At 73.6% G+C, this 26,586-nt stretch carries 22 protein-coding genes, 1 pseudogene and 1 riboswitch; of the genes and pseudogenes, 18 read left to right on the top strand and 5 right to left on the bottom strand.

All coding sequences use genetic code 11. The features are described 5' to 3' along the window. Window positions 1-216: 216 nt before the first annotated feature. From AB0L29_RS25330 to AB0L29_RS25310, 5 genes are all read left to right on the top strand, one after another. Window positions 217-1,683, top strand: a complete 1,467-nt coding sequence (locus tag AB0L29_RS25330) for an amino acid permease (protein WP_365830048.1) — start codon at window positions 217-219, stop codon at window positions 1,681-1,683. A gap of 10 nt (window positions 1,684-1,693) precedes the next feature. Then, a complete protein-coding gene (locus AB0L29_RS25325) occupies window positions 1,694-2,146 on the top strand; it encodes an Lrp/AsnC family transcriptional regulator (RefSeq protein ID WP_365830047.1) in 453 nt (150 codons plus the stop codon). Between the two features lie 139 nt (window positions 2,147-2,285). Beyond that, on the top strand, window positions 2,286-3,482 hold the full coding sequence (locus AB0L29_RS25320; protein ID WP_365830046.1) for an MFS transporter: 1,197 nt from the start codon (window positions 2,286-2,288) through the stop codon (window positions 3,480-3,482). A 572-nt stretch (window positions 3,483-4,054) separates the two neighbouring features. Then, on the top strand, window positions 4,055-4,843 hold the full coding sequence (locus tag AB0L29_RS25315; RefSeq protein ID WP_365830045.1) for a carbon-nitrogen hydrolase family protein: 789 nt from the start codon (window positions 4,055-4,057) through the stop codon (window positions 4,841-4,843). A 46-nt stretch (window positions 4,844-4,889) separates the two neighbouring features. After that, window positions 4,890-6,587, top strand: a complete 1,698-nt coding sequence (locus tag AB0L29_RS25310; protein ID WP_365830044.1) for an NAD(P)/FAD-dependent oxidoreductase — start codon at window positions 4,890-4,892, stop codon at window positions 6,585-6,587. Between the two features lie 156 nt (window positions 6,588-6,743). On the opposite strand, the gene AB0L29_RS25305 is transcribed toward AB0L29_RS25310, so the two are convergent. Continuing rightward, a complete protein-coding gene (locus AB0L29_RS25305) occupies window positions 6,744-7,442 on the bottom strand; it encodes a DUF5995 family protein (RefSeq protein WP_365830043.1) in 699 nt (232 codons plus the stop codon). A 203-nt stretch (window positions 7,443-7,645) separates the two neighbouring features. Between AB0L29_RS25305 and AB0L29_RS25300 the strand changes: the two genes are divergently transcribed. Continuing rightward, on the top strand, window positions 7,646-8,779 hold the full coding sequence (locus tag AB0L29_RS25300; protein ID WP_365830068.1) for a glycoside hydrolase family 6 protein: 1,134 nt from the start codon (window positions 7,646-7,648) through the stop codon (window positions 8,777-8,779). A gap of 4 nt (window positions 8,780-8,783) precedes the next feature. Here AB0L29_RS25300 and AB0L29_RS25295 read toward each other — a convergent pair whose 3' ends face one another. Next, a complete protein-coding gene (locus AB0L29_RS25295) occupies window positions 8,784-10,175 on the bottom strand; it encodes a solute carrier family 23 protein (protein WP_365830042.1) in 1,392 nt (463 codons plus the stop codon). 164 nt (window positions 10,176-10,339) lie between these two features. Between AB0L29_RS25295 and AB0L29_RS25290 the strand changes: the two genes are divergently transcribed. After that, the gene (locus AB0L29_RS25290; RefSeq protein WP_365830041.1) at window positions 10,340-10,798 is read left to right on the top strand and encodes a thioesterase family protein; all 459 of its coding nucleotides are present in this window, start codon (window positions 10,340-10,342) and stop codon (window positions 10,796-10,798) included. Here AB0L29_RS25290 and AB0L29_RS25285 read toward each other — a convergent pair. After that, window positions 10,758-11,969 (bottom strand): MFS transporter, encoded by a 1,212-nt coding sequence (locus AB0L29_RS25285; RefSeq protein ID WP_365830040.1) that lies wholly within the window; start codon window positions 11,967-11,969, stop codon window positions 10,758-10,760. The genes AB0L29_RS25290 and AB0L29_RS25285 overlap by 41 nt on opposite strands. A gap of 127 nt (window positions 11,970-12,096) precedes the next feature. Here AB0L29_RS25285 and AB0L29_RS25280 point away from each other — a divergent pair, with 127 nt between their 5' ends. The 10 genes from AB0L29_RS25280 to AB0L29_RS25235 all read left to right on the top strand — a co-directional run bounded on the left by AB0L29_RS25280 (window position 12,097) and on the right by AB0L29_RS25235 (window position 21,938). Continuing rightward, on the top strand, window positions 12,097-13,326 hold the full coding sequence (locus tag AB0L29_RS25280) for an ROK family transcriptional regulator (RefSeq protein ID WP_365830039.1): 1,230 nt from the start codon (window positions 12,097-12,099) through the stop codon (window positions 13,324-13,326). Between the two features lie 936 nt (window positions 13,327-14,262). Further along, window positions 14,263-14,393, top strand: a riboswitch (FMN riboswitch). A 143-nt stretch (window positions 14,394-14,536) separates the two neighbouring features. After that, complete coding sequence (locus tag AB0L29_RS25275) at window positions 14,537-15,142, top strand: riboflavin synthase (protein WP_365830038.1); 606 nt, start codon at window positions 14,537-14,539, stop codon at window positions 15,140-15,142. Beyond that, window positions 15,139-15,780, top strand: coding sequence for a nicotinamide mononucleotide transporter family protein (locus tag AB0L29_RS25270; RefSeq protein ID WP_365830037.1), 642 nt, complete (start codon window positions 15,139-15,141; stop codon window positions 15,778-15,780). Before AB0L29_RS25275 ends, AB0L29_RS25270 begins: the two co-directional genes overlap by 4 nt. Next, a complete protein-coding gene (locus tag AB0L29_RS25265) occupies window positions 15,777-17,066 on the top strand; it encodes a bifunctional 3,4-dihydroxy-2-butanone-4-phosphate synthase/GTP cyclohydrolase II (protein WP_365830036.1) in 1,290 nt (429 codons plus the stop codon). Before AB0L29_RS25270 ends, AB0L29_RS25265 begins: the two co-directional genes overlap by 4 nt. A 32-nt stretch (window positions 17,067-17,098) precedes the next feature. Then, complete coding sequence (gene ribH / locus AB0L29_RS25260) at window positions 17,099-17,584, top strand: 6,7-dimethyl-8-ribityllumazine synthase (protein ID WP_365830035.1); 486 nt, start codon at window positions 17,099-17,101, stop codon at window positions 17,582-17,584. Window positions 17,585-17,618: 34 nt separating this feature from the next. Then, on the top strand, window positions 17,619-17,891 hold the full coding sequence (locus tag AB0L29_RS25255; RefSeq protein WP_190059787.1) for a phosphoribosyl-ATP diphosphatase: 273 nt from the start codon (window positions 17,619-17,621) through the stop codon (window positions 17,889-17,891). 45 nt (window positions 17,892-17,936) lie between these two features. Next, window positions 17,937-18,794, top strand: coding sequence for an ATP phosphoribosyltransferase (hisG, locus tag AB0L29_RS25250; RefSeq protein ID WP_365830034.1), 858 nt, complete (start codon window positions 17,937-17,939; stop codon window positions 18,792-18,794). A gap of 22 nt (window positions 18,795-18,816) precedes the next feature. After that, a complete protein-coding gene (locus tag AB0L29_RS25245) occupies window positions 18,817-19,272 on the top strand; it encodes a PH domain-containing protein (protein WP_365830033.1) in 456 nt (151 codons plus the stop codon). A 249-nt stretch (window positions 19,273-19,521) separates the two neighbouring features. Beyond that, complete coding sequence (locus AB0L29_RS25240) at window positions 19,522-20,856, top strand: hemolysin family protein (RefSeq protein ID WP_365830032.1); 1,335 nt, start codon at window positions 19,522-19,524, stop codon at window positions 20,854-20,856. Then, on the top strand, window positions 20,853-21,938 hold the full coding sequence (locus tag AB0L29_RS25235; RefSeq protein ID WP_365830031.1) for a hemolysin family protein: 1,086 nt from the start codon (window positions 20,853-20,855) through the stop codon (window positions 21,936-21,938). Before AB0L29_RS25240 ends, AB0L29_RS25235 begins: the two co-directional genes overlap by 4 nt. Before the next feature lie 25 nt (window positions 21,939-21,963). Here the strand turns inward: AB0L29_RS25235 and AB0L29_RS25230 are convergent, their stop codons facing one another. Together AB0L29_RS25230 and AB0L29_RS25225 are read right to left on the bottom strand one after the other, a co-directional pair. Further along, window positions 21,964-23,826: an AAA family ATPase gene (locus AB0L29_RS25230; protein ID WP_365830030.1), complete on the bottom strand. Its 1,863-nt coding sequence runs from the start codon at window positions 23,824-23,826 to the stop codon at window positions 21,964-21,966. A 429-nt stretch (window positions 23,827-24,255) separates the two neighbouring features. Further along, window positions 24,256-24,877 (bottom strand): annotated as a pseudogene (locus AB0L29_RS25225) (hypothetical protein). Between the two features lie 267 nt (window positions 24,878-25,144). Here AB0L29_RS25225 and AB0L29_RS25220 point away from each other — a divergent pair. Continuing rightward, on the top strand, window positions 25,145-26,506 hold the full coding sequence (locus AB0L29_RS25220; protein WP_365830029.1) for a peptidase C39 family protein: 1,362 nt from the start codon (window positions 25,145-25,147) through the stop codon (window positions 26,504-26,506). The last annotated feature ends 80 nt before the right edge of the window (window positions 26,507-26,586 follow it).

Here is a 26,586-nt window from a genome sequence, read left to right as displayed (position 1 = left end):
TCGGCAGTCCCCGCGCAACGAACATCCACCCCGCGCCGAGGAACGCAATGATCTTGCGCCGATGCGCAAGGTTGCTGCATTACGGGGGCAACGCCGCGCTCATAGGGTTCTGCGCTGTACGTGGCGTGGCGGGGACCCCGCTCGGTGGGTTCCGGCTTTCCGCCGGGTCGCCGCCGGTCCCCGCCGCACCGACCGGCAGCGACGAAGGAGCCGCGCGTGCTCGACCAGGGCGCACCCCCGCAGGAAAGCACTCGGACAGGCCGGGCGGTCCCCGGCATCGGTGCGCGGCTGATGCGCCGCAAGCCCGTGGAACGCCTGGTCGCGGAGGGCGGCCAGGGTGAGGGAGGCAGCCTGAGGCGCTCCCTGGGGCTGTGGCAGCTCACCATGATCAGCATCGGCGCCACGCTCGGCACCGGCATCTTCGTGGTGCTCGGCGACGCCGTCCCGGAGGCCGGCCCCGCGGTCACCCTGGCGTTCGTCATCGCCGGTCTCACGGCCCTGTTCTCGGCCCTGTCGTACGCCGAACTGGCGGGCAGCATCCCGGTCGCCGGCTCCTCCTACTCGTATGCGTACGCAACGATGGGCGAGCTGGTCGCCTGGGTCTGCGGCTGGTGCCTGGTGCTGGAGTACGGCGTGTCGGTGGCCGCCGTCGCGGTCGGCTGGGGCGAGTACCTCAACGAACTGCTCGACGGCACGATCGGCGTCACCATCCCGGCGGCCCTGTCCTCGGCGCCCGGCGAGGGCGGCGTCGTCAACCTGCCCGCCCTGATCGTCGTGCTGCTGGCGATGGTGTTCCTGCTCGGCGGTGTCCGGGAGTCCGCCCGGGCCAACACGATCATGGTCGCGGTGAAGATCGCCGCGCTGGTGCTGTTCTGCGCGGTCGGCTTCACGGGCTTCAAGTCCGGCAACTACGCCGACTTCATGCCGCTCGGCATGGCCGGGGTCAGCGCCGCCGGTGCCACGCTGTTCTTCTCCTACATCGGATTCGACGCCGCCTCCACCGCCGGCGAGGAGGCCAAGGACCCCAAGAAGGACCTGCCGCGGGCGATCATGCTGTCGCTGATCATCGTGACCGCGCTGTACGTGCTCGTCGCGGGCGTCGCCGTCGGCGCCTGGCACTGGACGAAGTTCGAGGGCTCCGACGCCTCCCTCGCCGCGATCATGAACGACGTCAGCGGCCAGGGCTTCTGGGGCACCCTGCTCGCGCTCGGCGCGGTCATCTCCATCGCCAGCGTGGTGCTCACCGTGCTCTACGGCCAGACCCGCATCCTGTTCGCGATGTCCCGCGACGGCCTGGTGCCCAAGGCGCTCGGCAAGGTCCACCCGAAGACCGGCGCCCCCCGCCTCAACACCGTGATCGTCTCCCTGTTCTGCGGAGCGCTCGCCGCGCTGATCCCGCTCGGCAAGCTCGTCGACGCCACCAGCATCGGCACGCTCTTCGCCTTCGCCCTGGTCAACATCGCGGTCGTCGTGCTGCGCCGCCGGCGGCCGGAGCTGGAGCGCACGTTCAAGGTGCCGTTCGGCCCGGTGCTGCCGGTCCTGGGCTTCCTGTTCTGCGCGTACAACATGTTCAGCCTCGACACCGTGACCTGGGTGGTCTTCGGGTTCTGGATGGCCGCCGGACTCGTGTTCTACTTCGTGTACGGCTACCGCCGTTCCCGACTGGCACCATCCGAGAAGTGACCGACCCACTGTGCTGAACGATCTCGACGAACGCATCGTGCACGCCCTCGCCGAGGACGCCCGCCGCTCCTACGCGGACATCGGCCAGCTCGTCGGCCTGTCCGCGCCCGCCGTGAAACGGCGCGTGGACCGGCTGCGGGCCACCGGGGCCATCACCGGCTTCACCGTCCGCGTCGACCCGGCGGCCCTCGGCTGGGAGACCGAGGGGTTCGTCGAGATCTACTGCCGCAGCAACACCTCGCCGGAGACCATCCAGCGGGGCCTGGAGCGCTACCAGGAGGTCGTGGCCGCGTCCACCGTCACCGGGGACGCGGACGCGATCGCCCAGGTCTTCGCCTCCGACATGCGGCACTTCGAACGGGTCCTGGAGCGGATCGCCGGGGAGCCGTTCGTGGAACGGACCAAGTCCGTGCTCGTCCTGTCGCCGCTGCTGCGGCGCTTCTCCTCCGGGTCGCCCGCTTAATTCCCGGCGCTCTCCCGCCCGCCCGGTCTAGCATCGGTGCCATGACCTGGCGACATTGATCCCGCAGCCGTGCCTCCTCGCGGGGGCCGCCTCGGACGCCGTCCCCCCGGCGTCCGATCCGTCCCTGCGAGAAGGCCTCATGACACTCTCACCCACGCGTGTGCCGGCCACCGGTGTCCGGCGGCTGACGGCCACGCTGTACGGCTACGCGTTCCTCCACGACCTCGTCCTGCTCTACCCGGTGTACGCGCTGCTGTTCGCCGACACCGGTCTGTCGGTGTGGCAGATCTCCTCCCTCTTCGCCCTGTGGTCGGTCACCGGCCTGGTCCTCGAGGTGCCCTCCGGCGCCTGGGCCGACGCCGTCTCGCGCCGCCTGCTGCTGTGGCTCGGCCCGCTGCTCACCGCCGCCGCCTTCGCCCTGTGGGTGCTCCACCCCTCCTACCAGGCCTTCGCGCTCGGCTTCGTGCTGTGGGGCGCGGGGGAGGCGTTCGGCTCCGGCGCCCTGGAGGCGCTGGTCCACGACGAACTGGACCGGCTCGGCGCGGCCGGCCGGTACGCCCGCGTGATGGGCCGGGCCCGGGCGGCGGGCCTGCTGGGCGTGATGGCGGCGATGGGACTCGCCGGGCCGGTCCTCGAGCTGGGCGGTTACCCGGCCGTGGGCGCGGCCAGCGTGCTGACCTGCCTGCTGGCCGCCGCGGCGGCGACCCGGTTCCCCGAGCACCGCGGTGCCAGGGCCGGCGGCGAGGGCTGGGCCGCGACCCTGCGGGCCGGACTCGCCCGCGTCCGCACGGACCGGCCGGTGCGCGGGGCGCTCCTGCTCGTCCCGGCCGTGACCGCCGTGTGGGGCACGCTCGACGAGTACACCCCGCTGCTGGTCCGGGACACCGGCGTGTCCGACGAGACGGTCCCGTACCTGCTCCTGCTGATCTGGACGGGAGCCACGGTGGGCGGACTGCTCGCCGGAGCGGGCGAACGCCTCGGCACGACCGGACTCGCCGGGCTGCTCGCGCTGGCCGCACTGGCCCTGGCCGCGGGCGCGGCGGCGGGCACCCCGGCCGGCCTCGGGCTCGTCGCGCTCGCCTTCGGCGGCTTCCAGCTGGCGACCGTGCTCGCCGACGCCCGCCTGCAGCGGCGCCTGGACGACACCGGCAGGGCGACCCTGACCTCGGTGGCGGGCCTGGGCACCGGCCTGGCCACCGTCGTGGTGTACGGCTCGTACGCGGTGGCCGGGTCGGCCACCGCGCACGGCACCGCGTTCGCGTGGTTCGCGGTGCCCTACCTGGTGACGGCGCTGCTGCTGGCGGCCGGAGCCCGGGCTGCCAGGGGACGGCCCTGAAGCCGCCCGTGCCACGCTTCGCCTTCTCGGACGGCGCCGGGCCCACGCCCACGCACTCGGGCGGGTCCTTCGCGGCGGCCGGGGCGGCGGCCGAGGCCCGGCCGCGACCGAGCCGGTCCCGCCGGCCGACGCCGTGGACGGTGCTGCCGGCCCGCCCGCCCCTGGCGCCGGGCGGGTCGCAGGAGGTGACGGCCCCGAGGACGACGGCCGCCTCGCCGCCGGTGGGCAGGCCGCCGGCCCTGCCCCTCGTCCCGGCGCCCCTGCCCGCCATCGGGTCCTCCGTGTCCCGTCATCGGGTCCTCCGCGCCCCGCGCCCCGCGCCCCGCGGCGCGGGGCGCGGGGCGCGCGTCGAGGGAGAAGGCGATGCCGTCCCCGGCCGAGCGGTACGGCTTCGCGGTGCCGGTGAGCGCGGCGGCCTCGCGCCGCAGGGCGCGCAACGAATCGCCGCCCGGGCCCCGGCGGACGCAACGATTCGCCCGCCAGCGCGCAACGGCTCCTCCTTGTCCGGCCGAGCCCGCCGCCCGTACCGTCTATCTGGCCCCCGAACCCCCGCGTACCGATGAGGAACACGCATGCGCACCGCCCTGCTCCAGAGCTCCGGCCGCCCCGGATCCCCCGCCGAGAACCTCAAGGTCCTCGACGAGGCCGCGGGCCGGGCCGCCGCCGCGGGCGCCGGGCTGCTCGCCGCACCGGAGATGTTCCTGACCGGGTACGCGATCGGCGACGACATCGCCCGCCTCGCCGAACCCGCCGACGGCGACGCGGCCGACGCGATCGCCGAGACCGCCACGCGGCACGGCGTCGCGATCGCCTACGGCTACCCGGAGCGCGACGGCGAGACGGTGTACAACTCCGCCCAGCTGATCTCCGCCGACGGCACCCGCCTGGCGAACTACCGCAAGACGCACCTCTTCGGCTGCTTCGAGCGCGACCACTTCACCCCGGGCGACCAGCCGGTCGTCCAGGCTGAGCTGGGCGGCCTCACCGTCGGCCTGATGATCTGCTACGACGTCGAGTTCCCGGAGAACGTCCGCGCCCACGCCCTGGCCGGCACCGACCTGCTGCTGGTGCCGACCGCGCAGATGCACCCGTTCCAGTTCGTCGCCGAGTCCCTCGTGCCGGTGCGGGCCTTCGAGAACCAGATGTACGTCGCGTACGTCAACCGGGCCGGCGCGGAGGGCGAGTTCGAGTTCGTGGGGCTGTCCACCCTCGCCGGGCCCGACGGCATCGCCCGCACCCGGGCCGGCCGCGCCGAGGAACTGGTCGTCGCCGACGCCGACCCCGTCTTCCTCGCCGCGTCCCGCGAGGCCAACCCGTACCTGAGGGACCGGCGCCCCGGCCTGTACGGGTCCCTCGTCTGAATCTCCCCGCTCCCCCTCAGCTTTTCGTGCAAGGAGTCCGTACCCCATGACGTCCACGGTGCCCAACGCGGTCGAGCACGCAGACGAGCAGCAGCCGCCGATCACCATGTTCGGCCCGGACTTCCCGTACGCGTACGACGACTACCTCGCCCACCCGGCCGGTCTCGGGCAGATCCCCGCGACCGAGCACGGCACCGAGGTCGCGGTCATCGGCGGCGGCCTGTCCGGCATCGTCGCCGCGTACGAGCTGATGAAGATGGGCCTCAAGCCCGTCGTGTACGAGGCCGACCAGATCGGCGGCCGGCTGCGCACCGTCGGCTTCGAGGGCTGCGACCCCTCGCTCACCGCCGAGATGGGCGCGATGCGCTTCCCGCCGTCCTCCACGGCGCTCCAGCACTACATCGACCTGGTCGGCCTGGAGACCAGGCCGTTCCCCAACCCCCTCGCGGAGGCCACGCCCTCGACGGTCGTCGACCTCAAGGGCGAGTCGCACTACGCCAAGACCATCGACGACCTGCCGCAGGTCTACCGGGACGTCGCCGACGCCTGGAACAGGTGCCTCGAAGAGGGCGCCGACTTCTCCGACATGAACCGCGCCCTGCGCGAGCGGGACGTCCCGCGCATCCGCGCGATCTGGTCCAGGCTCGTCGAGAAGCTCGACAACCAGACCTTCTACGGCTTCCTGTGCGACTCCGAGGCGTTCAAGTCCTTCCGGCACCGCGAGATCTTCGGCCAGGTCGGCTTCGGCACCGGCGGCTGGGACACCGACTTCCCCAACTCGATCCTGGAGATCCTGCGGGTCGTCTACACCGAGGCCGACGACCACCACCGCGGCATCGTCGGCGGCTCCCAGCAGCTGCCGCTGCGGCTGTGGGAGCGCGAGCCGGAGAAGATCGTCCACTGGCCGTACGGGACCTCGCTGAAGTCGCTGCACGTGAACGGCGAGCCGCGACCGGCCGTGACCCGGCTGCACCGCGCCGCGGGCAACCAGATCACCGTCACCGATGCGGGCGGCGACATCCGCACCTACCGGGCGGCCGTCTTCACCGCCCAGTCCTGGATGCTGCTGTCCAAGATCCAGTGCGACGACTCGCTCTTCCCGATCGACCACTGGACGGCGATCGAGCGCACCCACTACATGGAAAGCTCCAAGCTCTTCGTCCCCGTCGACCGGCCGTTCTGGCTCGACAAGGACGAGGAGACCGGCCGGGACGTCATGTCGATGACGCTCACCGACCGCATGACCCGCGGCACCTACCTCCTGGACAACGGCCCGGACAAGCCGGCCGTCATCTGCCTGTCCTACACCTGGTGCGACGACAGCCTGAAGTGGCTGCCGCTGTCTGCGAACGAGCGGATGGAGGTCATGCTGAAGTCGCTCGGCGAGATCTACCCGAAGGTCGACATCCGGAAGCACATCATCGGCAACCCGGTGACCGTCTCCTGGGAGAACGAGCCCTACTTCATGGGCGCGTTCAAGGCCAACCTGCCGGGCCACTACCGTTACCAGCGGCGCCTGTTCACGCACTTCATGCAGGACCGGCTGCCCGAGGACAAGCGGGGCATCTTCCTCGCCGGCGACGACATCTCCTGGACGGCCGGCTGGGCCGAGGGCGCCGTGCAGACCGCGCTCAACGCGGTCTGGGGCGTCATGCACCACTTCGGCGGGGAGACCGACCCGGCCAACCCGGGCCCCGGTGACGTGTACGACGAGATCGCGCCGGTGGAACTCCCCGAGGACTGAGCGGGGTCCGGACCCCGGCCGCCCGCGCCCTGCCGTACACCGGCGCGGCGACGCCGCCCCGGGAGGGCCGGCGGTCCGGGCCGGCACGGGCCCGCCGCGGGTCCCCGGCGCCGTCGTGGCTCCCGGCGCCGTCGTGGCTCCCGGGGCCCCGGCGGATCAGTCCGGCAGCGGGGTGAGCAGCATGCGCCCCGCCAGGCCCACCGCCGCGTCCAGGTGCGCGGTGAACTCCCCGGCCACGTCCGGCATCCCGCGCAGCGCCCACAGCGCCCGGGCCGCCGTCCAGGCGGCGCCCCGGGCACGCTCCAGGCTCCACGCGCCGAGCAGGTGCGTCAGCGGATCGGCGACCCGCAGGAGGTCGAGCCCCGGCATCAGCTCCTCGCGGATGCGCTCCTCCAGCGAGACGAGGAGATCGCCCACGCGGTCGAACTCGTCCTCCAGAGCCGCTGGTTCGCAGCCGAGCGTACGGCAGGCGTCCACGACGGCGAGCGCGAGGTCGTGGCCGATGTGCGCGTTGATGCCCGCCAGCGCGGACTGCAGCGGACGTACCCCGGGATGGCGGCGGAACCGGAACAGCGGCCGCCAGCAGGCCGGCAAAGGCCGCTCGTCCACCGCCGCGTCGACCGCGGCCAGGTAGCGCTCCGCGAACCGCACGTCCAGCGTGACCGCCGCCCCCGGGTCCGCGAACCCGCCGGTGTCGACGCACCGGTCCACCGCCTCGGTGACGGCGAGGTAGACGCGGTTGAACACCGCCAGGCCGTCCCGGGCGGGAAGGGCCGCGTCGAGGGCGCGCATACGGGCGATGACGGCGTCGACGGCCGTGTCGACGGGGGTGCTGATTTGTTCGCATCGCGCCATGGGGGCAGGGTCGCAGCTCTAGGCTGGCCGGACAGGCGGCGGGCCCGGTGCTTCCCCGGAACGGGGGAACGCGCCCGCCGCGGGGGACGGGGGCCGCGGGGGAGCGGCCACGGCACAGGGGGAGCGACAGCGTGGCAGGCGAACGTGCCCGGCGCCTGGCCGCCCGCCGGGCCGAGCGCAGGCGCGCCGCCCGGCGCGCGGCCATGGTCGCGGTGGCCTCGGCGGTGGTCTCGGTGGGGGCCGTGACCGGCGTGATCTCCGCGTACGACGACGGGCGCGGCCCGGTCCGGGCCCGGCCGGAGGCGACCGCCCCGCCGCGCCCGGCGCCGCTGCCCGGGGCGCCCTCGGCCTCCCCGCCGGCCATCGGGTCCGCCCCTCCCGCGCCCGGTCCGTCGAAGCGGGAGGCGAGTGCCCGGCCCTCGCCCGCCAGGACCGGGCAGCAGCAGCGGCCGGAACGCCGGGCGGCCGACGCCCCGGCCCGGCTCTACCGCCACCCCGAATCCCACGTGCTCGACTGGGTCCGCTCCCACCCGGACGACCCGCGCCGGGCGGTCATCGAGTCCCGGATCGCCGACCGGCCGGCCGCCGTGTGGTTCGCCGACTTCACGCCGGAGACCATCACCGACCGGGTCCGCTCGGTCACCTCGGGCGCCGCCGCGCAGGGCCGCGTGCCCGTGCTCGTGCCGTACGCGATCCCGGACCGCGACTGCGGCGGGCACTCCCGGGGCGGGGCGCCCGACCTGGCCGCGTACGACGCCTGGATCGACCGGTTCGCCGCCGGGCTCGGCTCCGAGGAGGTCGTGGTGATCCTGGAGCCGGACTCCGTCGCCCAGTCCGCGTGCCTCTCCGGCGCCCGGCGCGCCGACCGCTTCGCCTCGCTGGCCCGCGCCGGCCGCGTCCTGAAGGAGGCCGGTCCCAGGACGCGGGTCTACTTCGACGCGGGCCACTCCGGCTGGAACACGCCCGCCGAGCAGGCGGCGCTGCTCCGGCAGGCCGGTGCCGCCTCGGCCGACTCCTCCGACGGCGTCTTCAGCAACGTGTCCAACTTCCACACCACCGACGACGAGATCGCCTACGACCGGCAGGTCCTCGACGCCCTCGGCGGCCCGCAGGGGCTCGGCGCGGTGATCGACACCAGCCGCAACGGCAACGGCGCCCCGCCCGACGGCGCCTGGTGCGACCCGGCGGGCCGCAAGCTGGGCCGCGCCCCGACCCTCGGCACCGGCGAGGACCGGATCGACGCCTACCTGTGGGTGAAACTGCCCGGGGAGTCGGACGGCTGCAAGGGGACGCCGGGCACCTTCACGGCGTCCTACGCCTACGACCTGGCGCGCTGAGCCGTCACGGCCGCGTGCGCCGCTCCGGTTCGTCGTAGGAGCTGGTGCCCTCGTCCAGCAGCGGCCGCTGCGCCTTGAGGTGGGCGGGGGCGAAGGCGCGCAGCGCGTGGTAGCCGGTGATCACGACCACGGTGCCCAGCGCGATGCCGCTCAGCGAGAAGGTGTCAGTGAACTCCATCGTGACGTTGCCGACGCCGATGATGATGCCCGCGGCGGCCGGCACCAGGTTGAGCGGGTTGCGCAGATCGACCCCGGCGTTGATCCAGATCTGGGCGCCGAGCAGACCGATCATGCCGTACAGGATGACGGTGATGCCGCCGAGCACCCCGCCCGGTATCGCCGCCACGACCGCGCCGAACTTCGGGCACAGGCCGAACAGGAGCGCGAAACCGGCGGCGGCCCAGTACGCGGCCGTCGAGTAGACCCGGGTCGCGGCCATCACGCCGATGTTCTCGGAGTAGGTGGTGGTGGGCGGTCCGCCGACCGCCGTGGACAGCATCGAGCCGACGCCGTCGGCCGAGATCGCCGTGCCCAGCTTGTCGTCCACCGGCTCGCCGGTCATCTCGCCGACCGCCTTGACGTGCCCGGCGTTCTCGGCGACCAGCGCGATGACGACCGGCAGCGCGACCAGGATCGCCGACCACTCGAAGGACGGGCCGTGGAAGGACGGCAGGCCGATCCAGTCGGCCCGGCCGACCGCGGAGAGGTCCAGCCGCCAGTGGTCGGTGACCTTCCCGCTGCCGTCCACCGAGTGGATCTTCCCGAAGACCCGGTCGAAGACCCAGGAGATCCCGTACCCGAGGACCAGTCCCAGGAAGATCGCGATACGCGACCAGAAGCCGCGCAGACAGACCACCGCCAGACCGGTGGACAGCATCACCAGCAGGGCCGTCCACTGGTCCTGCGGCCAGTACGTCGAGGCCGTGACCGGCGCCAGGTTGAAGCCGATCAGCATCACGACCGCGCCGGTCACGACCGGCGGCATCACGGCGTGGATGATCCGCGCCCCGAACCGCTGCACGGCGAGCCCGACGAGGAACAGCGCGGCACCGACGACGAGGACCGCGCCGGTGACGGTGGCGCTGGTGCCGCCCTGGGCGCGGATCACCGCCGCCACACCGACGAAGGAGAGCGAGCAGCCCAGGTAGCTGGGCACCCGGCCCCGGGTCGCCAGGAGGAAGACGACGGTGGCCACGCCCGACATCATGATCGCCAGGTTGGGGTCCAGGCCCATCAGGACGGGGGCGACGAAGGACGCCCCGAACATCGCCACCACGTGCTGGGCGCCGAGCCCGGCCGTGCGGGGCCAGGAGAGCCGTTCGTCGGGGCGGACCACCGCGCCGGGCGCCGGGGTGCGTCCGTCGCCGTGCAGTGTCCAGCGGACGCCGAGATCCATGAGGGTGTCGCTTTCGTCGTGCGGGCAGCTCGTCCGGACCATTGTCGGGGCAGGCGGGGCGTGCTTCGCACACCTGAGCGTCCGCTGGGGACGTCCGCCTAGGATGGGCGCGCCGCACTTCGATGTACGCGGCATCCATCCCGTACGTCCCAGGAGTACCGCCCGTGACCGCCGAAGCCCCGATCGCCCCCGCCCTGTCGTACGGCCGGCTGATCCCCGTCACCGTCCACTTCGACGACCTGGACGCGCTCGGACTGCTGCACAACGCCCGCTACCCGCTGATGGTCGAGCGGGCCTGGGCCGAGCTGTGGCAGCAGCACGGCTTCCGCTTCGAGGGCGACTGGGGGGCGGCGGGCGACGCCTGCAACGCGGTGAAGGAGCTGCGGATCACCTACGAGGCGCCGGTCACCCGGCCGGGCGCGTACGCCGTCCACCTGTGGCTGGAGCGGCTCGGCACGACCGGGCTGACGTACGGCTTCCGGTTCTGCTCGGCGGACGGCGCGACCACCTACGCCCACGGCACCCGGGTGCTGGTCCGGCTGGACGCCGGCACGCTGCGCCCGGCGCCGTGGAGCGAGGCGTTCAGGGCCGTGGGCCGGGAACTGCTGCGTCCGGCCGGCTGACCTTCCCCCGGTCGCGCTCGCCGGGGCGCAGGACGCCCGCGAACCCCGCCACACCGCAGGACAACAGCGTCACCAGGCAGAACGACACCGTCAGGCTGGCCGCCTGGGCCAGCAGGCCGATCGCGCTCGGCGCGATCAGGCCCGAGGTGTACGTGATGGTCGCGACGCCCGCGATGGCCAGGCTGGGGTTCGTGCCGCTGCGGCCCGCCGCGGCGAAGCACAGCGGCACGACCACCGCGATGCCCAGTCCCATCAGCGCGAACCCGCCCATCGCCACCGCCGGATGGCCCGCCACCACGATCATCAGTCCGCCGAGGACCGCGAGGACGCCGCTCGCGCGGACGGTCCGCACGGCGCCGTAGCGGTCCACCACCTTGTCCCCGGCGATCCGGGCCAGGGCCATGGTGAGCGTGAAGCCCGTGGTGCAGGCGGCCGCGAGACCGGCGGACGTCTCCAGCCGGTCGCGCAGGTAGACCGCCGACCAGTCCAGGCTCGCGCCCTCCGCGAACACCGCGCAGAACCCGATCGCGCCGATGAGCAGCGCGGAGCGGGGCGGCAGGGCGAACCGCGGCGGCGGCTCCTCGTCCTCGGCAGGCTGCAGGTCGAGCACCCAGGCGCACGCGGCCACGCCGAGCACCGTCAGCACGGCGGCGGCCAGCACGTGGTGCAGCCGGGCGTCCGCGCCGAGGTGCGCGGCGAGCGTGCCGGCCGCCGAGCCGATCAGGGCGCCCGCGCTCCACATGCCGTGCAGACCGGACATGATCGACCGGCCGAGACGGTTCTCGACCTCCACGCCCAGCGCGTTCATCGCCACGTCCGCCATGCCGGCCGTCGCGCCGTAGGTGAACAGGGCCAGGCAGAGGGTGAGGAGGTTCGGGGCGAGGGAGGGCAGGACGAGCGAGAGCGTCCACAGGGCCATCAGACCGCGCAGGGCGTTGCGGGCGCCGAAACGGTGGCTGACGCTGCCCGCGAGCGGCATGGCCACGGACGCGCCGAGCGCGGGGAAGGCCAGCGCCAGGCCCAGCTGGCCCGCGCTCACCTGGGCGTGGTCCTGGATCCAGGGCACGCGGGTGGCGAACGAACCGGTGACCGCGCCGTGCACGGCGAAGACGGCCGCCACGGCGTACCGGGCGCGCCTCACCTCGCGCTGCCCGTGAACCACTGCACTCATGCGCCCCGCCCTTTCTGGAGTCCGGCCCCCTCGCCGGACCGCCGCCGTAAACTATCAGGAAGCCTGCCTGATAGAAAGAGGGCGGGAGACCGTCCGTGCGGTCCCGTCGATCTGGGAGGATCCCGGCATGCCCGCATCCCCGAGCACCGCCCGGGCCATTAACGACCGGCTCGCCCTGCGTCTGCTCCAGCAGGAGGGCCCGTTGACGGCGGGGCGGCTGAAGCAGCTGACCGGACTGTCCCGGCCGACCGTCGCCGACCTCGTGGAACGCCTGACGGCCTCCGGTCTGATCGCGGTGGTGGGGGAGTCCGGGGAGCAGCGCCGGGGACCGAACGCGAAGCTCTACGGGATCGTCGCCGACCGGGCCCACCTGGCCGCCCTCGACGTGCGCACCGAGGGCGTCGCCGTGGTCGTCTCCGACCTCGTCGGCCGGGTGCTCGCGGAGGCCTCCCTGGCCATCGACGATGAGCGGGGGACCGGACCCGCCGTCGAGCAGGCGGTGGCGCTGGTCGAACGGGTGGTGAAGGAGGCGGGGGCCGACCGGCTGCACACCGTCGGCATCGGCGCGCCCGGCCTGATTGACCCGGCCACCGGCGAACTCCGCGTCTCCACCGGGCTTCCCCGGTGGCACCGCCGCCTGGTGGCCGCCCTCCAGGAGCGGCTGCCCGAGGCGCGGGTCAGCGTCGAGAACGAGACCAATCTCGCCGCGCTGGCGGAGCAGCGCGACGGCGCCGCCCGCGACCGCGACACGTTCGTGCTGCTGTGGCTGGGCCACGGCACCGGCGCGTCCGTGGTCCTCGACGGCACCCTGCGCCGCGGCGCCTCCGGCGGTACGGGCGAGATCGGCTTCCTGCCGGTGCCGGGCACGGACGTGCTGCCGTCGGCGACGGACTGCGAGGGGGGCTTCCACTCCCTGGCGGGGGCGGCGGCGGTCGCGCGGCTCGCAAAGGAGCACGGAATGACGGCCACGGCTCCGGGGGAACCCGTCGCGGCCGGACTGGTGCGGGCCGCCGCCGCGGCGGCCGGTTCCGGGTCCGAGCCGGTGGCCGCGGGCACCGGCCTGCCCGACCCCGGTGCGGCGGCCCGTTTCCTCGACGCCCTCGCCGGCCGCGTCGCCGTCGGCGTCGCCTCGGTCGTCGCGGTCCTCGACCCCGGGTGCGTGGTGCTCGGCGGGGAGATCGGGCAGGCGGGCGGAGAGGCGCTCGCCACCCGCGTGCGGGAGCGCGTCGCCCGCATGTCACCACTGCCCACCGAGGTGCGGCCGGGCGCCCTGGGCGGCGGCGCGGTCCTGCGCGGTGCCCTGCTCACCGCCCGGGACCGCGCGCAGGAGGAGCTGTTCGGCGCTCCGGAGCGGTAGCGCCGCGGCGGGGCGCGGTGGTGACGTCCCCGTTCACCGGTGCGCACCCGGCCGCCCCGGGCCGCGCGGCCGCGGCGCCAGGGACCCCACCGCGGCGTGAACCGACGTCGTACGGACCTCACCGCGGCGTGAGCCGGCGCCGTAAGGACCCCGGCTTGTCCGGGGTGACCACCGCCCGCACGCCGGCGACCGGGCCGTCGCGCACCTCGAACGCCGCCACGCCGACGAGCGTGTCGCCCGCCGGGCCGGTTGAGGGCAGCCGACCCCGCTCAGGTCCTGCACGCCCGGCGAGGCGACACGGCGGCGCGCCGCTCCGACGGCTCCGGCGGGCCGAGCGTGCCGTCGGAGGCGACCGCCGGCTCCGGCGGACGGCGCCCGGCGTGGCCCTCGCGGCGGGCGCGGGCGGCGGCCGGGCGGCCGGGACAAGGGTGGGTGACGACCTCGCGAGCCGGGCCCCCGGGCTCGATCTCCGTGCGGCCGGCGGCGGCTGAAGCGCAGGCACGCGTCCTGGACGACGTCCTCGGCCTCCGTCCCGGAGCCGGCATCCGACCGGCCGGTCCTCATACCGGCCGGTCCTCCGACAGGCCGGTCCGAAGCACCGGGGCGGTGGGGCTCTGACCCGTCGGCGGTGGCGGGCGTCGCGCGTGCCGCCCTGCCGGAGCGGTCGCCGCGGCCGGGTGGAAGGCCCGACGGCGGGCAAGGGCCGTCGTCACCGCCGCCGGGCCGGTCTGCGGGGTTGCGCAGACCCTAGAGAGGACTAGACCAAAGCGTCAATAGGTACGGACCAGCGGGCGCGGCCTTCAAGCCCCGCCGGACGAGCGGGAGTTGCGGGCCCCGTCCGCCCGGTGAGCTCGGGCGCACGCCCTGTGAGGCACCCCACATTCCCCGCCCGTATGGACATCGATCAGGCGTGGCACACTGGCTCTGTATCAGCAGCAGCGCACTCCGGGGTCGGTGAAAGTCCGAACCGGCGGTTACAGTCCGCGACCCGGTCGCCTCCAGCGGCCGGTTGACCAGGTGAAATTCCTGGACCGACGGTTAAAGTCCGGATGGGAGGCAGTGCGCGGCGGGCGGGCACACGTGCGCGCCGCCGTACCGGTTCGCCTGGGGCGAACTCCGTCCGGCGTCGCCTCCGGTGCCGTTGCCCGTACCTTCTGCCGTCATCGGCAGCCCCGGAGTCCGTGCCCGAAGAGGCAGGAGGACCCGGGAAGTGTTCACCGGAATCGTCGAAGAGCTGGGCGAGGTCACCGCCGTCGAAACCCTCGACGACGCCTGTCGCTTCCGGCTGTGCGGCCCCGTCGTCACCCAGGGTGCGAAGCACGGCGACTCCATCGCCGTCAACGGCGTCTGCCTCACCGTCGTCGAACACGAGGGCGACGAGTTCACCGCCGACGTGATGGCCGAGACCCTCGACCGCTCCAGCCTCGGCGCCCTCACCGTCGGCTCCCGCGTCAACCTCGAACGCCCCATGGCCGTGGGCGAGCGCCTGGGCGGGCACATCGTGCAGGGCCACGTCGACGGCACCGGCGAGATCCTGGAACGCACGCCGTCCGAGCACTGGGAGATCGTCAAGATCTCCCTCCCCGAGGACCTGGCCCGCTACGTCGTCGAGAAGGGCTCCATCACCGTCGACGGCATCAGCCTCACCGTCGTCGAGGCCGGCTCCGGCCACTTCACGGTCAGCCTCATCCCGACCACCCTCGCCCTGACCACGCTCGGCCGCAAGCAGCCCGGCGACCCGGTCAACCTCGAGGTGGACGTCGTCGCCAAGTACGTCGAGCGGCTCATGGCGGCCGGTGCGGGGGCGCTCCGGTGAACTGGCTCAACTCCGAGGCCTTCACGCTGTTCGGCCAGCACATCCTGTGGTCGGACATGGTCGGCAACCTCTTCGGCCTGGCCGCCCTCGCCCTCGGCTGGCGGCGCTCCCTGTGGACCTGGCCGGTGCAGTTCCTCGCCGGGCTCGTCCTCTTCGCGGCCTTCTTCGGCCACCTGACCGGCAGCGCGGGCAAGCAGGTGGTCGTCATGGTCGTCGCGCTGTACGGCTGGTGGCAGTGGAACCGCGGCAGGGGACAGGCCGAGGACGGCCACATCGCCGTACGGTTCGCCACCTGGCGCGAGCGCGCGGCGATGACCGCCGCGGCCGCCGCGGGCACGGTCGCCGTGGCCCTGCTCTTCAAGGCCCACCCGGCCCTGTCCTGGGACCCCTGGCCCGACGCCTACATCTTCGTCGGCACCATCGTCGCGATGTACGCCCAGGCCCGCGGCATGGTCGAGTTCTGGTTCGCCTGGCTGCTCGTCGACCTCGTCGGCGTGCCGCTGAACTTCGCCAACGGCTACGCCTTCTCCGGCTTCGTCTACGTCATCTACGGCGCGCTCGTCCTGTGGGGCCTGCGCGACTGGTGGCTGCGCTCCCGCAAGGCCTCGCAGCCCGTCCCGGAAGGAGCGCCCGCATGACAGCGGCATCCGCCCTGTACGGCACCGACGGCTTCGAGGACCTCGCGCTCGACCCCGTCGGCCAGGCCGTCGCCGACATCGCGGCCGGCCGCCCGGTCGTGGTCGTCGACGACGAGGACCGGGAGAACGAGGGCGACCTCGTCATCGCGGCCGAGAAGGCGACCGAGGAGATCGTCGCCTTCATGATGAGCGAGTGCCGCGGCCTGATCTGCGCCCCCATGGAGGGCGACGAACTCGACCGGCTCCGCCTCCCGCAGATGGTGCAGGACAACACCGAGTCGATGAAGACGGCCTTCACCGTCTCCGTGGACGCCTCCGCCGCCCACGGGGTGACCACCGGCATCTCGGCCGCCGACCGCGCCACCACGCTCCGACTGCTGGCGAGCGGCACCGCCGAGCCGTCCGACCTGGTCCGCCCCGGCCACGTCTTCCCGCTGCGCGCCAGGCCCGGCGGTGTCCTGGTCCGCGACGGCCACACCGAGGCCGCCGTCGACCTCGCGCGCCTCGCCGGACTGCGCCCGGCCGGAGCGATCGTCGAGATCGCCGGCGAGGACGGCCGCATGCTGCGCCTGCCCGAACTGGTCCCCTTCGCCCGCAAGCACGGTCTGACGATCATCTCCATCAAGGACCTGATCGCCTACCGGCGCAGCAGCGAGCCCACCGTCCGCCGCGAGGCCGAGGTCCACCTGCCCACCGCCCACGGCACCTTCACGGCGTACGGCTACCGCTCCACCGTCGACGGCGTCGAGCACGTCGCCCTCGTGCACGGCGAGATCGGCGACGGCGAGGACGTCCTCGTCCGCGTCCACTCCGAATGCCTCACCGGCGACGTCTTCGGCTCCGCGCGCTGCGACTGCGGCCCCCAGTTGGACGCCTCCCTGGCCCGCATCCAGGAGGAGGGCCGGGGCGTGGTGGTCTACCTGCGCGGGCACGAGGGCCGCGGCATCGGCCTGATGTCCAAGCTGCGGGCGTACGAGCTCCAGGAGCGCGGCCGCGACACCCTCGACGCCAACCTCGAACTCGGCCTGCCCGCCGACGCCCGCGACTACGGCGCCGGCGCGCGGATGCTCCACGACCTCGGCGTGCGCAGCGTGCGCGTGATGACCAACAACCCCGACAAGACCGACGCGCTCGTCCGCCACGGCATCGAGGTCACCGGACGCGAGCCGATGCCCGTCACGGCGGGCGAGCACAACCTCCGCTACCTGCGCACCAAGCGGGACCGGATGGGCCACGACCTGCCCTGGCTGGACACGCCGACCGTGCCGGCCTGCGGCAACCAGTAAGAGAGCCCGGCGAGAGAGCACTGAGGAGAAACGTGAGCGGCAAGGGTGCACCGGAACTGACCGTCCGCGACGTCGGAGACCTGCGGGTCGCCGTCGTCGCGGCACAGTGGCACGACAAGGTGATGGACGGTCTGGTGGACGGCGCCCTGCGTGCCCTGCACGACCTGGGGATCGACGAGCCGACCCTGCTCCGGGTCCCCGGCAGCTGGGAGCTCCCGGTGGTCGCCAAGGTGCTCGCGGGCCGCGGCTACGACGCGATCGTCGCCCTCGGCGTCGTCATCCGCGGCGGGACCCCCCACTTCGACTACGTGTGCCAGGGCGTCACCCAGGGCCTCGCCCAGGTCTGCGTCGACACCGGCGTCCCCGTCGGCTTCGGCGTGCTGACCTGCGACACCGAGGAACAGGCCCTGGACCGGGCCGGCCTGCCCGGCTCCAGCGAGGACAAGGGGCACGAGGCGGTGACGGCGGCGGTGGCGACCGCGGCCACGCTCCGCTCGGTATCCGAACCGTGGCGTTAGGTCGACCGGCACACCGCGTAGAGTGGGCGCCACCATGTCCAAGAAGACGTTCGAGGAGCTCTTCACCGAGCTCCAGCACAAGGCCGCCCACGGCGACCCGGCCACCTCCCGCACCGCCGAGCTGGTGGGCAAGGGCGTCCACGCCATCGGCAAGAAGGTCGTCGAAGAAGCCGCCGAGGTCTGGATGGCCGCCGAGTACGAGGGCAAGGAGGCGGCCGCCGAGGAGATCTCGCAGCTGCTGTACCACGTCCAGGTGATGATGGTCGCCCGCGGCATCACCCTCGACGACGTCTACGCCCACCTGTAAGCCCGAGATCCACCCAGCCCCCCTCACGCAAAGGAAGCCGACCCCATGCTGCGCATCGCCGTCCCCAACAAGGGTTCACTGTCCGGCCCTGCGGCGGAGATGCTGCATGAGGCCGGCTACCAGCAGCGCCGCGAGTCCAAGGAGCTGCGGATCGTCGACCCGGACAACGAGGTCGAGTTCTTCTACCTCCGCCCCCGCGACATCGCGATCTACGTCGCCTCCGGGCAGCTCGACATCGGCATCACCGGCCGCGACCTGCTCGTCGACTCCGGCGCCGACGCCGAGGAGATCCTCCCCCTCGGCTTCGCCCGCTCCACCTTCCGCTACGCCGCCAAGCCCGGCACCGTCACCGGCCTGGCCGACCTGAACGGCAAGACGGTCGCCACCTCCTACGAGGGCATCGTCGCCAGGCACCTCGCCGACCACGGCATCGACGCCTCCGTCGTCCACCTCGACGGCGCCGTCGAGACCGCCATCCAGCTCGGCGTCGCCGAGGTCATCGCGGACGTCGTCGAGACCGGCACCTCCCTGCGCAACGCCGGTCTGGAGGTCGTCGGCGAGCCGATCATGAAGTCCGAGGCGGTCGTGATCCGCCGCACCGGCGCCGACGCGGCGGAGACCGCCGAGTCGAAGGTGCAGCAGTTCCTGCGCCGCCTCCAGGGCGTCCTGGTGGCCCGCACGTACGTGATGATGGACTACGACTGCCGCGTCGAGCAGCTGGAGAAGGCCGTCGCGCTCACCCCCGGTCTGGAGTCCCCGACCGTCTCCCCGCTGCACAACGAGGGCTGGGTCGCCGTCCGCGCGATGGTCCCCGCCAAGGAGGCGCAGCGCATCATGGACGACCTGTACGACATCGGCGCCCGGGCCATCCTGACCACGGCCATCCACGCCTGCCGTCTCTGACCCACCGGGAAGCCGTTCAGCGATGTCCGATCTGCCCGCCCTGCCCGTCACGTTCCGGCCGGGCCGCACCCGTGCGGTCCTGCTCACCGCCGCCGTCGCGATCTTCGTGGTCATCACGGTGGTCGCGGTGCTGCTCGAGCAGCTCGGCCCCGGCGAGCGCCTCAGCTTTGTCCTGACGGCCGCCCTCCTGGCCGGGGTGCTGCTCCTGCTGTCCCGGCCGAAGGTCGTGGCCGACGAGTCCGGGGTCACCGTCGTCAACCTCACCAACAAGCGCCGCCTGGAGTGGGCCGAGATCCTCCGGGTGAACCTCCGTCCGGGCGACCCCTGGGTGTTCCTCGACCTCAGCGACGGCACCAGCCTGCCCGTGCTCGGCATCCAGCCGGGCATCGCCAGGCAGCGCGCCATCGCCGACGCCCGCGCCCTGCGGGCCCTGGCCGAGGCCCGTGCCACCCCGGACCCCGAGGCGCCCCGGGACTGACCCGGGTGGACCGCGGGGCGGTCCACCCTGCCGCGCCGGCGCCTGTCTTGATTAATCTGGTGGCGGAGAGGCGGCCGTCGCCTCTCCGCCCCTGTAGCCCCGCCCGGCGGGCGCGCAGGGGTTCCTGCTACCCGAGGAGTGACTCCCCCCGGCGATGGACGGATCGTCCTGCAGTACCTGCGCCGCCCCCTGCCGACATAGCGCGGACCCGATGCACGAGGGACGCGCCCGTGCGGAGGCGGCGGCATCATGACCATCCCCCTGCTGCTCCTGGCAGCCGCTCTCCTGCTCATTCTCGCCAACGGGTTCTTCGTGGCGGCCGAGTTCGGCCTCGTGACGGTCGAACGCGCGGACGCCGAGAAGGCCGCCGCCGAGGGCGACCGACGCGCCCGCCGGGTCGTCGCGTCCCTGAAGGAACTGTCCTTCCAGCTCTCCGGCACCCAGCTCGGCATCACCCTCACCTCCCTCGTCGTCGGCATGCTCGCCGAACCGGCACTGGCCGAGCTGCTGCACGGCCCGTTCACCGCGCTCGGCATCCCCGGCGGAGCCGTCTCCGGCGTCACGGTCGTCGTCGGCATGCTGCTGGCCTCGGCCGTGCAGATGGTGATCGGCGAGCTCGTGCCCAAGAACTGGGCGGTGTCCCGGCCGCTGCAGGTCGCGCGCTTCGTCGCCGGCCCCCAGCACGTCTTCGCCCGGCTGTTCCGCCCGGTGATCGCCGGCCTGAACGCGGTCGCCAACCGGCTCGTGCGCGCCCTGGGCCTCGAACCCACCGAGGAGCTGGCCTCCGCCCGCACCCCCGGCGAACTGGTCTCCCTGGCCCGCCACTCCGCCCGGGCCGGCGCCCTGGAACAGGACACCGCCGACCTCTTCGTGCGCACCCTGTCCCTGGGCGAGCTGACCGCACAGCACGTCATGACACCGCGCGTGAGGGTCAGCGCCCTGCAGGCGTCGGCCACCGCCGAGGACGTGGTCAACCTGACCCGGGCCACCGGCCTGTCCCGCTTCCCCGTCTACCGGGAGAGGATCGACGAGGTCGTCGGCATGGTCCACCTCAAGGACGCCCTGGCCGTGCCCGTGCACGACCGGCTGCGCACCCCCGTCGGCCGCATCGCCCGCCCGGCGCTGCTGGTCCCCGAGACCCTGCCCGTCCGGCCGCTGCTCGCCCGCCTGCGCAGCGAGCAGCCCATCGCGGTCGTCGTCGACGAGTACGGCGGCACGGCCGGCGTGGTCACGCTGGAGGACATCGTCGAGGAGATCGTCGGCGAGGTCCGCGACGAGCACGACGGGCACGACCTGCCCGAGCTCGCCGCCGCCCCGCCGGAGGACGGCAGACCCGCCTGGGACGCCGACGGCAGCTGCCGGGTCGACGCCCTGCAGCGCATCGGCCTGGAGGTGCCCGAGGGGCCGTACGAAACGGTCGCCGGCCTGGTCGCCGACCTGCTCGGCCGCATCCCGGCCGTCGGCGACAGGGCCGAACTGCCCGGCTGGCGGCTGACGGTCCGCCGGGTGGGCCACTACCGCGCCGAACGGGTCCGCCTGGTCAGGACGGCCCCGGTCGCGACCCCGGCGGAGGCCGTGCGATGAGCGTCCTGCAACTCCTGTTCGCCGCGCTGCTCGTGCTGGCCAACGGCTTCTTCGTCGGCGCCGAGTTCGCCCTGGTCTCCGTCCGCCGCAGCCAGATCGAACCGCTCGGCACCGCCCGTGCCCGGCAGGTCCTGTACGGCCTGGAGCGGCTGCCGCAGATGATGGCGGCGGCCCAGTTCGGCATCACCGTCTGCTCGCTGACCCTCGGCGCGGTCGCCGAGCCGACGGTGGCGCACCTGCTGGAGCCGGTCTTCGAGTGGATCCATCTGCCGCACGGGATGATCCACCCCCTCACCTACGCCATCGCGCTGGCGGCCGTGGTCTTCTTCCACCTCGTCATCGGCGAGATGGTCCCGAAGAACCTGGCCATGGCGGCCCCGGAGAAGGCCGCGCTGTGGCTGAGCCCGGGCCTGGTCTGGTTCGCCCGCCTGTGCAGGCCGGTCACCGTCGCCCTCGGCGCCTGCGCCCAGGGCATCCTGCGGCTCTTCCGCGTCGAGCCCAAGGACGAGGTCGAGGCCGTCTTCACCAGCGAGCAGCTCAACCGGCTGGTGGAGGACTCCGGCCAGGCCGGCCTCCTCGACCCCGAGGAGGCCGAGCGCCTGGAGGACGCCCTGGAGCTGGGCTCGCGCCCGGTGACGGACGTCCTGCTCAAGCGCGAGTCGCTGGTGACGGTCAGCCCCTCGGTCACCCCGGGCGAGATCGTCGAGCTCACCGCCCGCACCGGGTACTCCCGCTTCCCGGTGGCCGCGGACAACGGCGTCTTCATGGGCTACCTGCACGTGAAGGACGTCCTCGACCTGGAGGACTCCGAACGGGCGGTGCCGCAGCAGCTGTGGCGGCCCATGACGACCCTGCGCTCGGAGCTGCCGCTGGACGACGCGCTGACGGTGATGCGGCGCGCCGCGACCCACCTGGCGCAGGTCGCCGACGCGGCCGGGAGGGTGCTCGGCCTGGTCGCGCTGGAGGACGTGCTGGAGCTGCTGGTGGGCGAGGTGCGGGATCCGGCGCACCGGGAGGTGTCCGAGGTGAGGCTGGCGGAGCCGCGGGTGAGCGGAGAACCCGAGCAGGCGCTGGCGACCTAGGTCCTGTCGTCGGGCAGGGGCCCGGTCACAGCCCCGGCGGGTCCTGCGGCCCCCTGCCCGACAGCACCTCCCCGTACGCCTGCATGAGGTCCGGCAGCCGCAGCGTCGCCAGGTCGTCCCTGCTGAGCGCGGTGGAACAGGTGGACAGCCGCAGGTCCCGGTACGCGCAGCTCTTCTCGTACAGCGTCCGCAGGAACCGCCCGTTGCCGAGCTCGTCGATCCACCCCTGGGCGACGACGTGCCCGGCGATGGACCGCAGTTCGTCGAGGGCCTCGTCGTCCCAGTGGTCGCCGTTCTCGGCGGCGAGGACCTTGCCGATCTCGGTGAGCTCCGGGGGGCGGTAGGAGGGGAAGTCGACGCGGGTGGTGAAGCGGGAGGACAGCCCCGGGTTGGCGGCCAGCAGGCGGTCCATGCCCTCCGGGTACCCGGCCAGGATCACCACGAGGTGGTCCCGGTTGTCCTCCGCGCGCTTCAGCAGCACCTGCAGGGCCTCGTCGCCGTACGCGTCGCCCTTGCCGTAGCCGGAGTTGGACAGGGAGTAGGCCTCGTCGACGAAGAGGACCCCGCCGAGCGCGGAGTCGATGAGCTCGTTGGCCTTCACGGCCGTCTGCCCGAGGTACTCGCCGACCAGGTCGGCCCGCTGGGCCTCCACCAGGTGGTCGCCGCCGAGCAGGCCGAGGGCGTAGAAGACGCGGCCGAGGATGCGGGCCACGGTGGTCTTGCCGGTGCCGGAGGGGCCGGAGAAGACGAAGTGCCGCTTGGGCGGCTGGACGGGCAGACCCTGCCCGGCGCGCAGCCGGGCCATGTTCAGTTGTGCCGAAAGCGCCTTGACCTGCCGTTTCACGGGTTCCAGGCCCACCATGCGCTCGAGTTCGGCGAGCGCCTCCTCCAGTAACGCCGGGTCGGTCGGCCCGGTGGGCAGCGACGGGACCGGGGCGCCGGCCTTCTCGCGGAACGCCGAGCCGGTCATCGACGGCAGGGGAGCGGACGGCGGCTCGGGGGCGGACAGCTTCAGGTCGCGTTCCTCCGTGCCGAAGAGGGGATCGAGACCGTCGGGGCCGTCCGCGGCGTCCTGCCCCGCGCCGGTCAGCGCGATCGCCGCGAGGTCGGCGGGGTCGTCGTACCCGTCGTACCCGTCGCCCTCGGCGATCGCGGCGAGCCGGGCCGCGGTGTCCATGAACGCCGGGTCGACCCGGTGCACGGCCCGGTACAGGGGGAGCGCGGCGGCACTGCGGCCCGTCCCCTCGCGGGCCCGGGCCAGCCAGTAGCGCAGCTCCTTGCGCTGCGGCTGCTCGCTGCGGCAGCGCATCAGGGCCGCGGACAGCAGCGGTTCGGCCTGCCCGTACATCTCCAGCCGGACCCGGGCCATGCCGCCGAACAGGCCCGCCTCGATGCCGAGCATCGGGTCGTCGAGCAGCGGGTCGGTGTGGCGCACGAGCTGTTCCCAGTCCTTGACCAGGTAGGCGCGGCAGGCGTGCAGGAAGCGGACCTGCGGGTCGGCGTCGACCGGCGGCAGCCCGGCGAGCGCTCGGTCCAGCTCCGGGACGTGGCGGCCGTCCAGCCAGTGGGAGGCGTGCGCGAGCAGCAGGTCGCGCGGGCTCTCCAGGACGGGCTGCACCCACCAGCCCAGCCAGTACCAGGAGTTGAGGCTGCGGCGGTGGCGGGCGCGCTGTTCGCCGAAGCGGTCCCGGTGCCGGTGCATCCGCAGCAGCGCGGTGGTGGTGTCGACGCGCAGCGCGTGCAGCCCGAGCCAGCCGTCGGCCATCCCGGGGTCCATGCGCACGGCGGCCCGGAACTCCTCCTCCGCCTGTGGATAGGCGCCCATGGTGTAGGCGTCCACGCCCCGCAGCCAGGCGAGGTCGGCCGGGGCCTGCGTGCCGAAGTCCATCACGTCCCCCACAAACCGTGCCCCCGTCGGTATGCCGCCGGGCTGCCGCCCGTCGGCTGCCTTGGTCGAACCGCTGTGCCGCGGACCGGAGTTGCAAGGTGCGCGCAGCAGCCGTCCGTAGGTCGCACCGAGGGCATCGTACCTGCGGCGGCGGCGCGCCCGTAGGGTGCGTCGCGGGCCGTTCGACGAGGTGGGAGCGGAGGGGCGCACAGCGTACGGTGACCGAGGGTGAGCGATCGGTGTCACCCGGCACCCGGGGAACCGGACGCGGGCAGAACGAAGCCCCCGGTCACGGGGGAACAACCGGGGGCTTCGCGTCGGCGGGCGGCTCCGAAGGGCCGCACATTGAGAACGTAAGACCTGTACGGCCCGCCGGTCAAGCCGAGTTGGAGCACTGCCGGTAGTTGAACCGCAAGCCTCTTCACAGGGTCAGCACAACGGCGACGGGCCATCACCCAGCGTGAGGAGTCCGGTCCGGACCGACCGTCCCACCAGGCCCGGCGGACACCTCGTATCCCTTGCCGCGCTGCCGCACCAGAAGGTCGGCGAACGGCCGCGAGGGGTCCTCGGCGAAGTGCCGCTCTTCGGCCCTGACCCAGCCGTCCCAGAACTCCCGCTGTTCCTCCCCGTCCCGCGACCGTCCCCGGGCCCACGCCTCCTCGCGGGGCAACTCCATCCACAGCAGCAACGCGAGATGGGGGCGCAGTACCCGGCGTCCCGCGCCGACCCCCTCCACCAGGACCACCGGGGCGGGCGGCAGCGGGCGCGGCGGGCCGAAGCGGCGGGCCCGCCAGTCGTACGGGGTGCAGGAGGCGGTCTCGCCGCGGCCGAAGGGTTCGATCACCTGGGTCAGCAGCCGCTCCGTCCAGCCGAACAGCCGGTCGTGACTGGCGATGTCGTCCAGGTGCAGCACCGGAGCGCCGCCCAGCGCCGCGGCCAGCAGCCCGGCGAACGTGGACTTCCCGGAGCCCGCGTGCCCGTCGACGCCGATCAGTCGCACGGGCCCGCAGGAGGGGGGAAGCCGGCGGATGCGGGAGGCGAGGTCGTGAATGGCTGGTTCCCGGGGCGTGCTGAGGAGCGGGCGCGTGTCGCGAGCACTCTAACGGCGGCACTCCCACGGCGGCACCCCGGCGGCGCCGCGCGCGTGCGGCGGGCCGCACGGCGGGCCGCGCCACTGGTCGAGGCCAATATTGGTGGGCGCGGCACGCTCCGAAGTGCTGGCCACCCACGGTCGGCTGTGCTCATATGTGCCGCACACCCGTGCAACCGATCGTGCACGGGCCCCGCCCCGACTCCGACACCTGGGGGTCCTGCGCCCATGAGCAGAGCCGAACAGCCCTCCCGCCGAACCGTGCTGGCCGCCGCGGTCACCGCCGCCGTCGCGGGGAGCGCCGCCCCGGCGGCCGCCGGCGGCCGGAACGACGCCGGGGAGCTCGGCCGCGCCCCGGCCCGGCCCGTCGACAACCGCGCCTGGACGACGTACACCGACTGGCGCGGCGGCACGGCGAAGGGCACCCGTGCCCTCGCGGGCGCCCGCCCCGGCATCGTGATCGCCGCCCCGGCGGGCACCGCCGACTACACCGACCCGCACACCGGCAGGACCGCCGCCTGGGAGTACGCGACCTGGACGGCCCCGGTCCACCGGCTCGCCGTGCCCTCCACCGAGGTGATCCCCTCCTGGAACGCGCGCACCCCGGCCGGCACCTGGCTGCAGGTCGAGCTCAGGGCGACGTACTCCGACGGCACCGACTCGCCCTGGTACGTGATGGGCCGCTGGGCGGCCGGCGACCAGGACATCAGGCGGACCTCGGTGGACGGCCAGAGCGACGGCAGGAGCACCGTCTGGACGGACACCCTCGCCGTCGACGACCCGGCGTCGGGCCTGCGCATCGTCTCCCACCGCCTGCGGCTGACCCTCTACCGCAAGCCCGGGACCAAGGCCACGCCCACCGTGTGGCGGGCCGGCGTCATGGGCTCCGACGTCCCCGACCGCTTCACCGTCCCGGCCTCCGCCCCGGGCTTCGCCGGGGAGCTGACCGTCCCGCGCTACTCGCAGGAGATCCACAAGGGCCGGTACCCCGAGTACGACAACGGCGGCGAGGCCTGGTGCAGCCCGACTTCCTCGCAGATGATCATCGAGTACTGGGGCGGCCGGCTCACCCCGGAACAGCTGGCCTGGGTCGACCCGTCGTACACCGACCCGCAGGTGTGCCACGCGGCCCGCCACACCTACGACCACCAGTACGCCGGCTGCGGCAACTGGCCGTTCAACGCCGCCTACGCGGCCACCTTCAAGGACCTCCAGGGCGTGGTCACCCGGCTCGGCTCCCTCACCGACCTGGAGACGCTGATCGCGGCCGGCATCCCGGCCATCACCTCCCAGTCCTTCCTGAAGGAGGAGCTGACCGGCGCGGGGTACGGCACCGCCGGGCACCTGATGACCGTGATCGGCTTCACCGCGGACGGCGACGTGATCGCCAACGACCCGGCCTCGCCCGACAACGCGGCGGTGCGGCGCGTCTACCGGCGGCGCGAGTGGGAGAACATCTGGCTCAGGACCAAGCGGTACAACGCCTCCGGCAAGGTCGCCTCCGGCACCGGCGGCGTCTGCTACCTGTACTTCCCGGCGCACCCGACCCCGCGCCAGCGTGCGGCGCTCGCGGCGGTGGGCGTGCGCTGAACCGGCCCTCGGACGGGCCCCGGACACCGGCCGGGGCCCTTTCCCGTGTGACCAACGTCTCGACCGCACAAGCCGCTCAG

This window comes from Streptomyces sp. NPDC052701 (assembly GCF_040678355.1).
Classification (GTDB): Bacteria; Actinomycetota; Actinomycetes; order Streptomycetales; family Streptomycetaceae; genus Streptomyces.
Note: the sequence above shows the minus strand (reverse complement) of the source record. Positions and strands in the feature narration are given on the sequence as shown.

Excerpts from the sequence above, each read along its gene's own strand:
- AB0L29_RS25320 (WP_365830046.1), top strand. The coding sequence starts at position 2,286 with ATGACACTCTCACCCACGCGTGTGCCGGCCACCGGTGTCCGGCGGCTG.
- AB0L29_RS25315 (WP_365830045.1), top strand. The coding sequence starts at position 4,055 with ATGCGCACCGCCCTGCTCCAGAGCTCCGGCCGCCCCGGATCCCCCGCC.
- AB0L29_RS25310 (WP_365830044.1), top strand. The coding sequence starts at position 4,890 with ATGACGTCCACGGTGCCCAACGCGGTCGAGCACGCAGACGAGCAGCAG.
- AB0L29_RS25305 (WP_365830043.1), bottom strand. The coding sequence starts at position 7,442 with ATGGCGCGATGCGAACAAATCAGCACCCCCGTCGACACGGCCGTCGAC.
- AB0L29_RS25300 (WP_365830068.1), top strand. The coding sequence starts at position 7,646 with ATGGTCGCGGTGGCCTCGGCGGTGGTCTCGGTGGGGGCCGTGACCGGC.
- AB0L29_RS25295 (WP_365830042.1), bottom strand. The coding sequence starts at position 10,175 with ATGGATCTCGGCGTCCGCTGGACACTGCACGGCGACGGACGCACCCCG.
- AB0L29_RS25285 (WP_365830040.1), bottom strand. The coding sequence starts at position 11,969 with ATGAGTGCAGTGGTTCACGGGCAGCGCGAGGTGAGGCGCGCCCGGTAC.
- AB0L29_RS25280 (WP_365830039.1), top strand. The coding sequence starts at position 12,097 with ATGCCCGCATCCCCGAGCACCGCCCGGGCCATTAACGACCGGCTCGCC.
- AB0L29_RS25265 (WP_365830036.1), top strand. The coding sequence starts at position 15,777 with ATGACAGCGGCATCCGCCCTGTACGGCACCGACGGCTTCGAGGACCTC.
- AB0L29_RS25255 (WP_190059787.1), top strand. The coding sequence starts at position 17,619 with ATGTCCAAGAAGACGTTCGAGGAGCTCTTCACCGAGCTCCAGCACAAG.
- hisG (WP_365830034.1), top strand. The coding sequence starts at position 17,937 with ATGCTGCGCATCGCCGTCCCCAACAAGGGTTCACTGTCCGGCCCTGCG.
- AB0L29_RS25245 (WP_365830033.1), top strand. The coding sequence starts at position 18,817 with ATGTCCGATCTGCCCGCCCTGCCCGTCACGTTCCGGCCGGGCCGCACC.
- AB0L29_RS25240 (WP_365830032.1), top strand. The coding sequence starts at position 19,522 with ATGACCATCCCCCTGCTGCTCCTGGCAGCCGCTCTCCTGCTCATTCTC.
- AB0L29_RS25235 (WP_365830031.1), top strand. The coding sequence starts at position 20,853 with ATGAGCGTCCTGCAACTCCTGTTCGCCGCGCTGCTCGTGCTGGCCAAC.
- AB0L29_RS25230 (WP_365830030.1), bottom strand. The coding sequence starts at position 23,826 with ATGGACTTCGGCACGCAGGCCCCGGCCGACCTCGCCTGGCTGCGGGGC.
- AB0L29_RS25220 (WP_365830029.1), top strand. The coding sequence starts at position 25,145 with ATGAGCAGAGCCGAACAGCCCTCCCGCCGAACCGTGCTGGCCGCCGCG.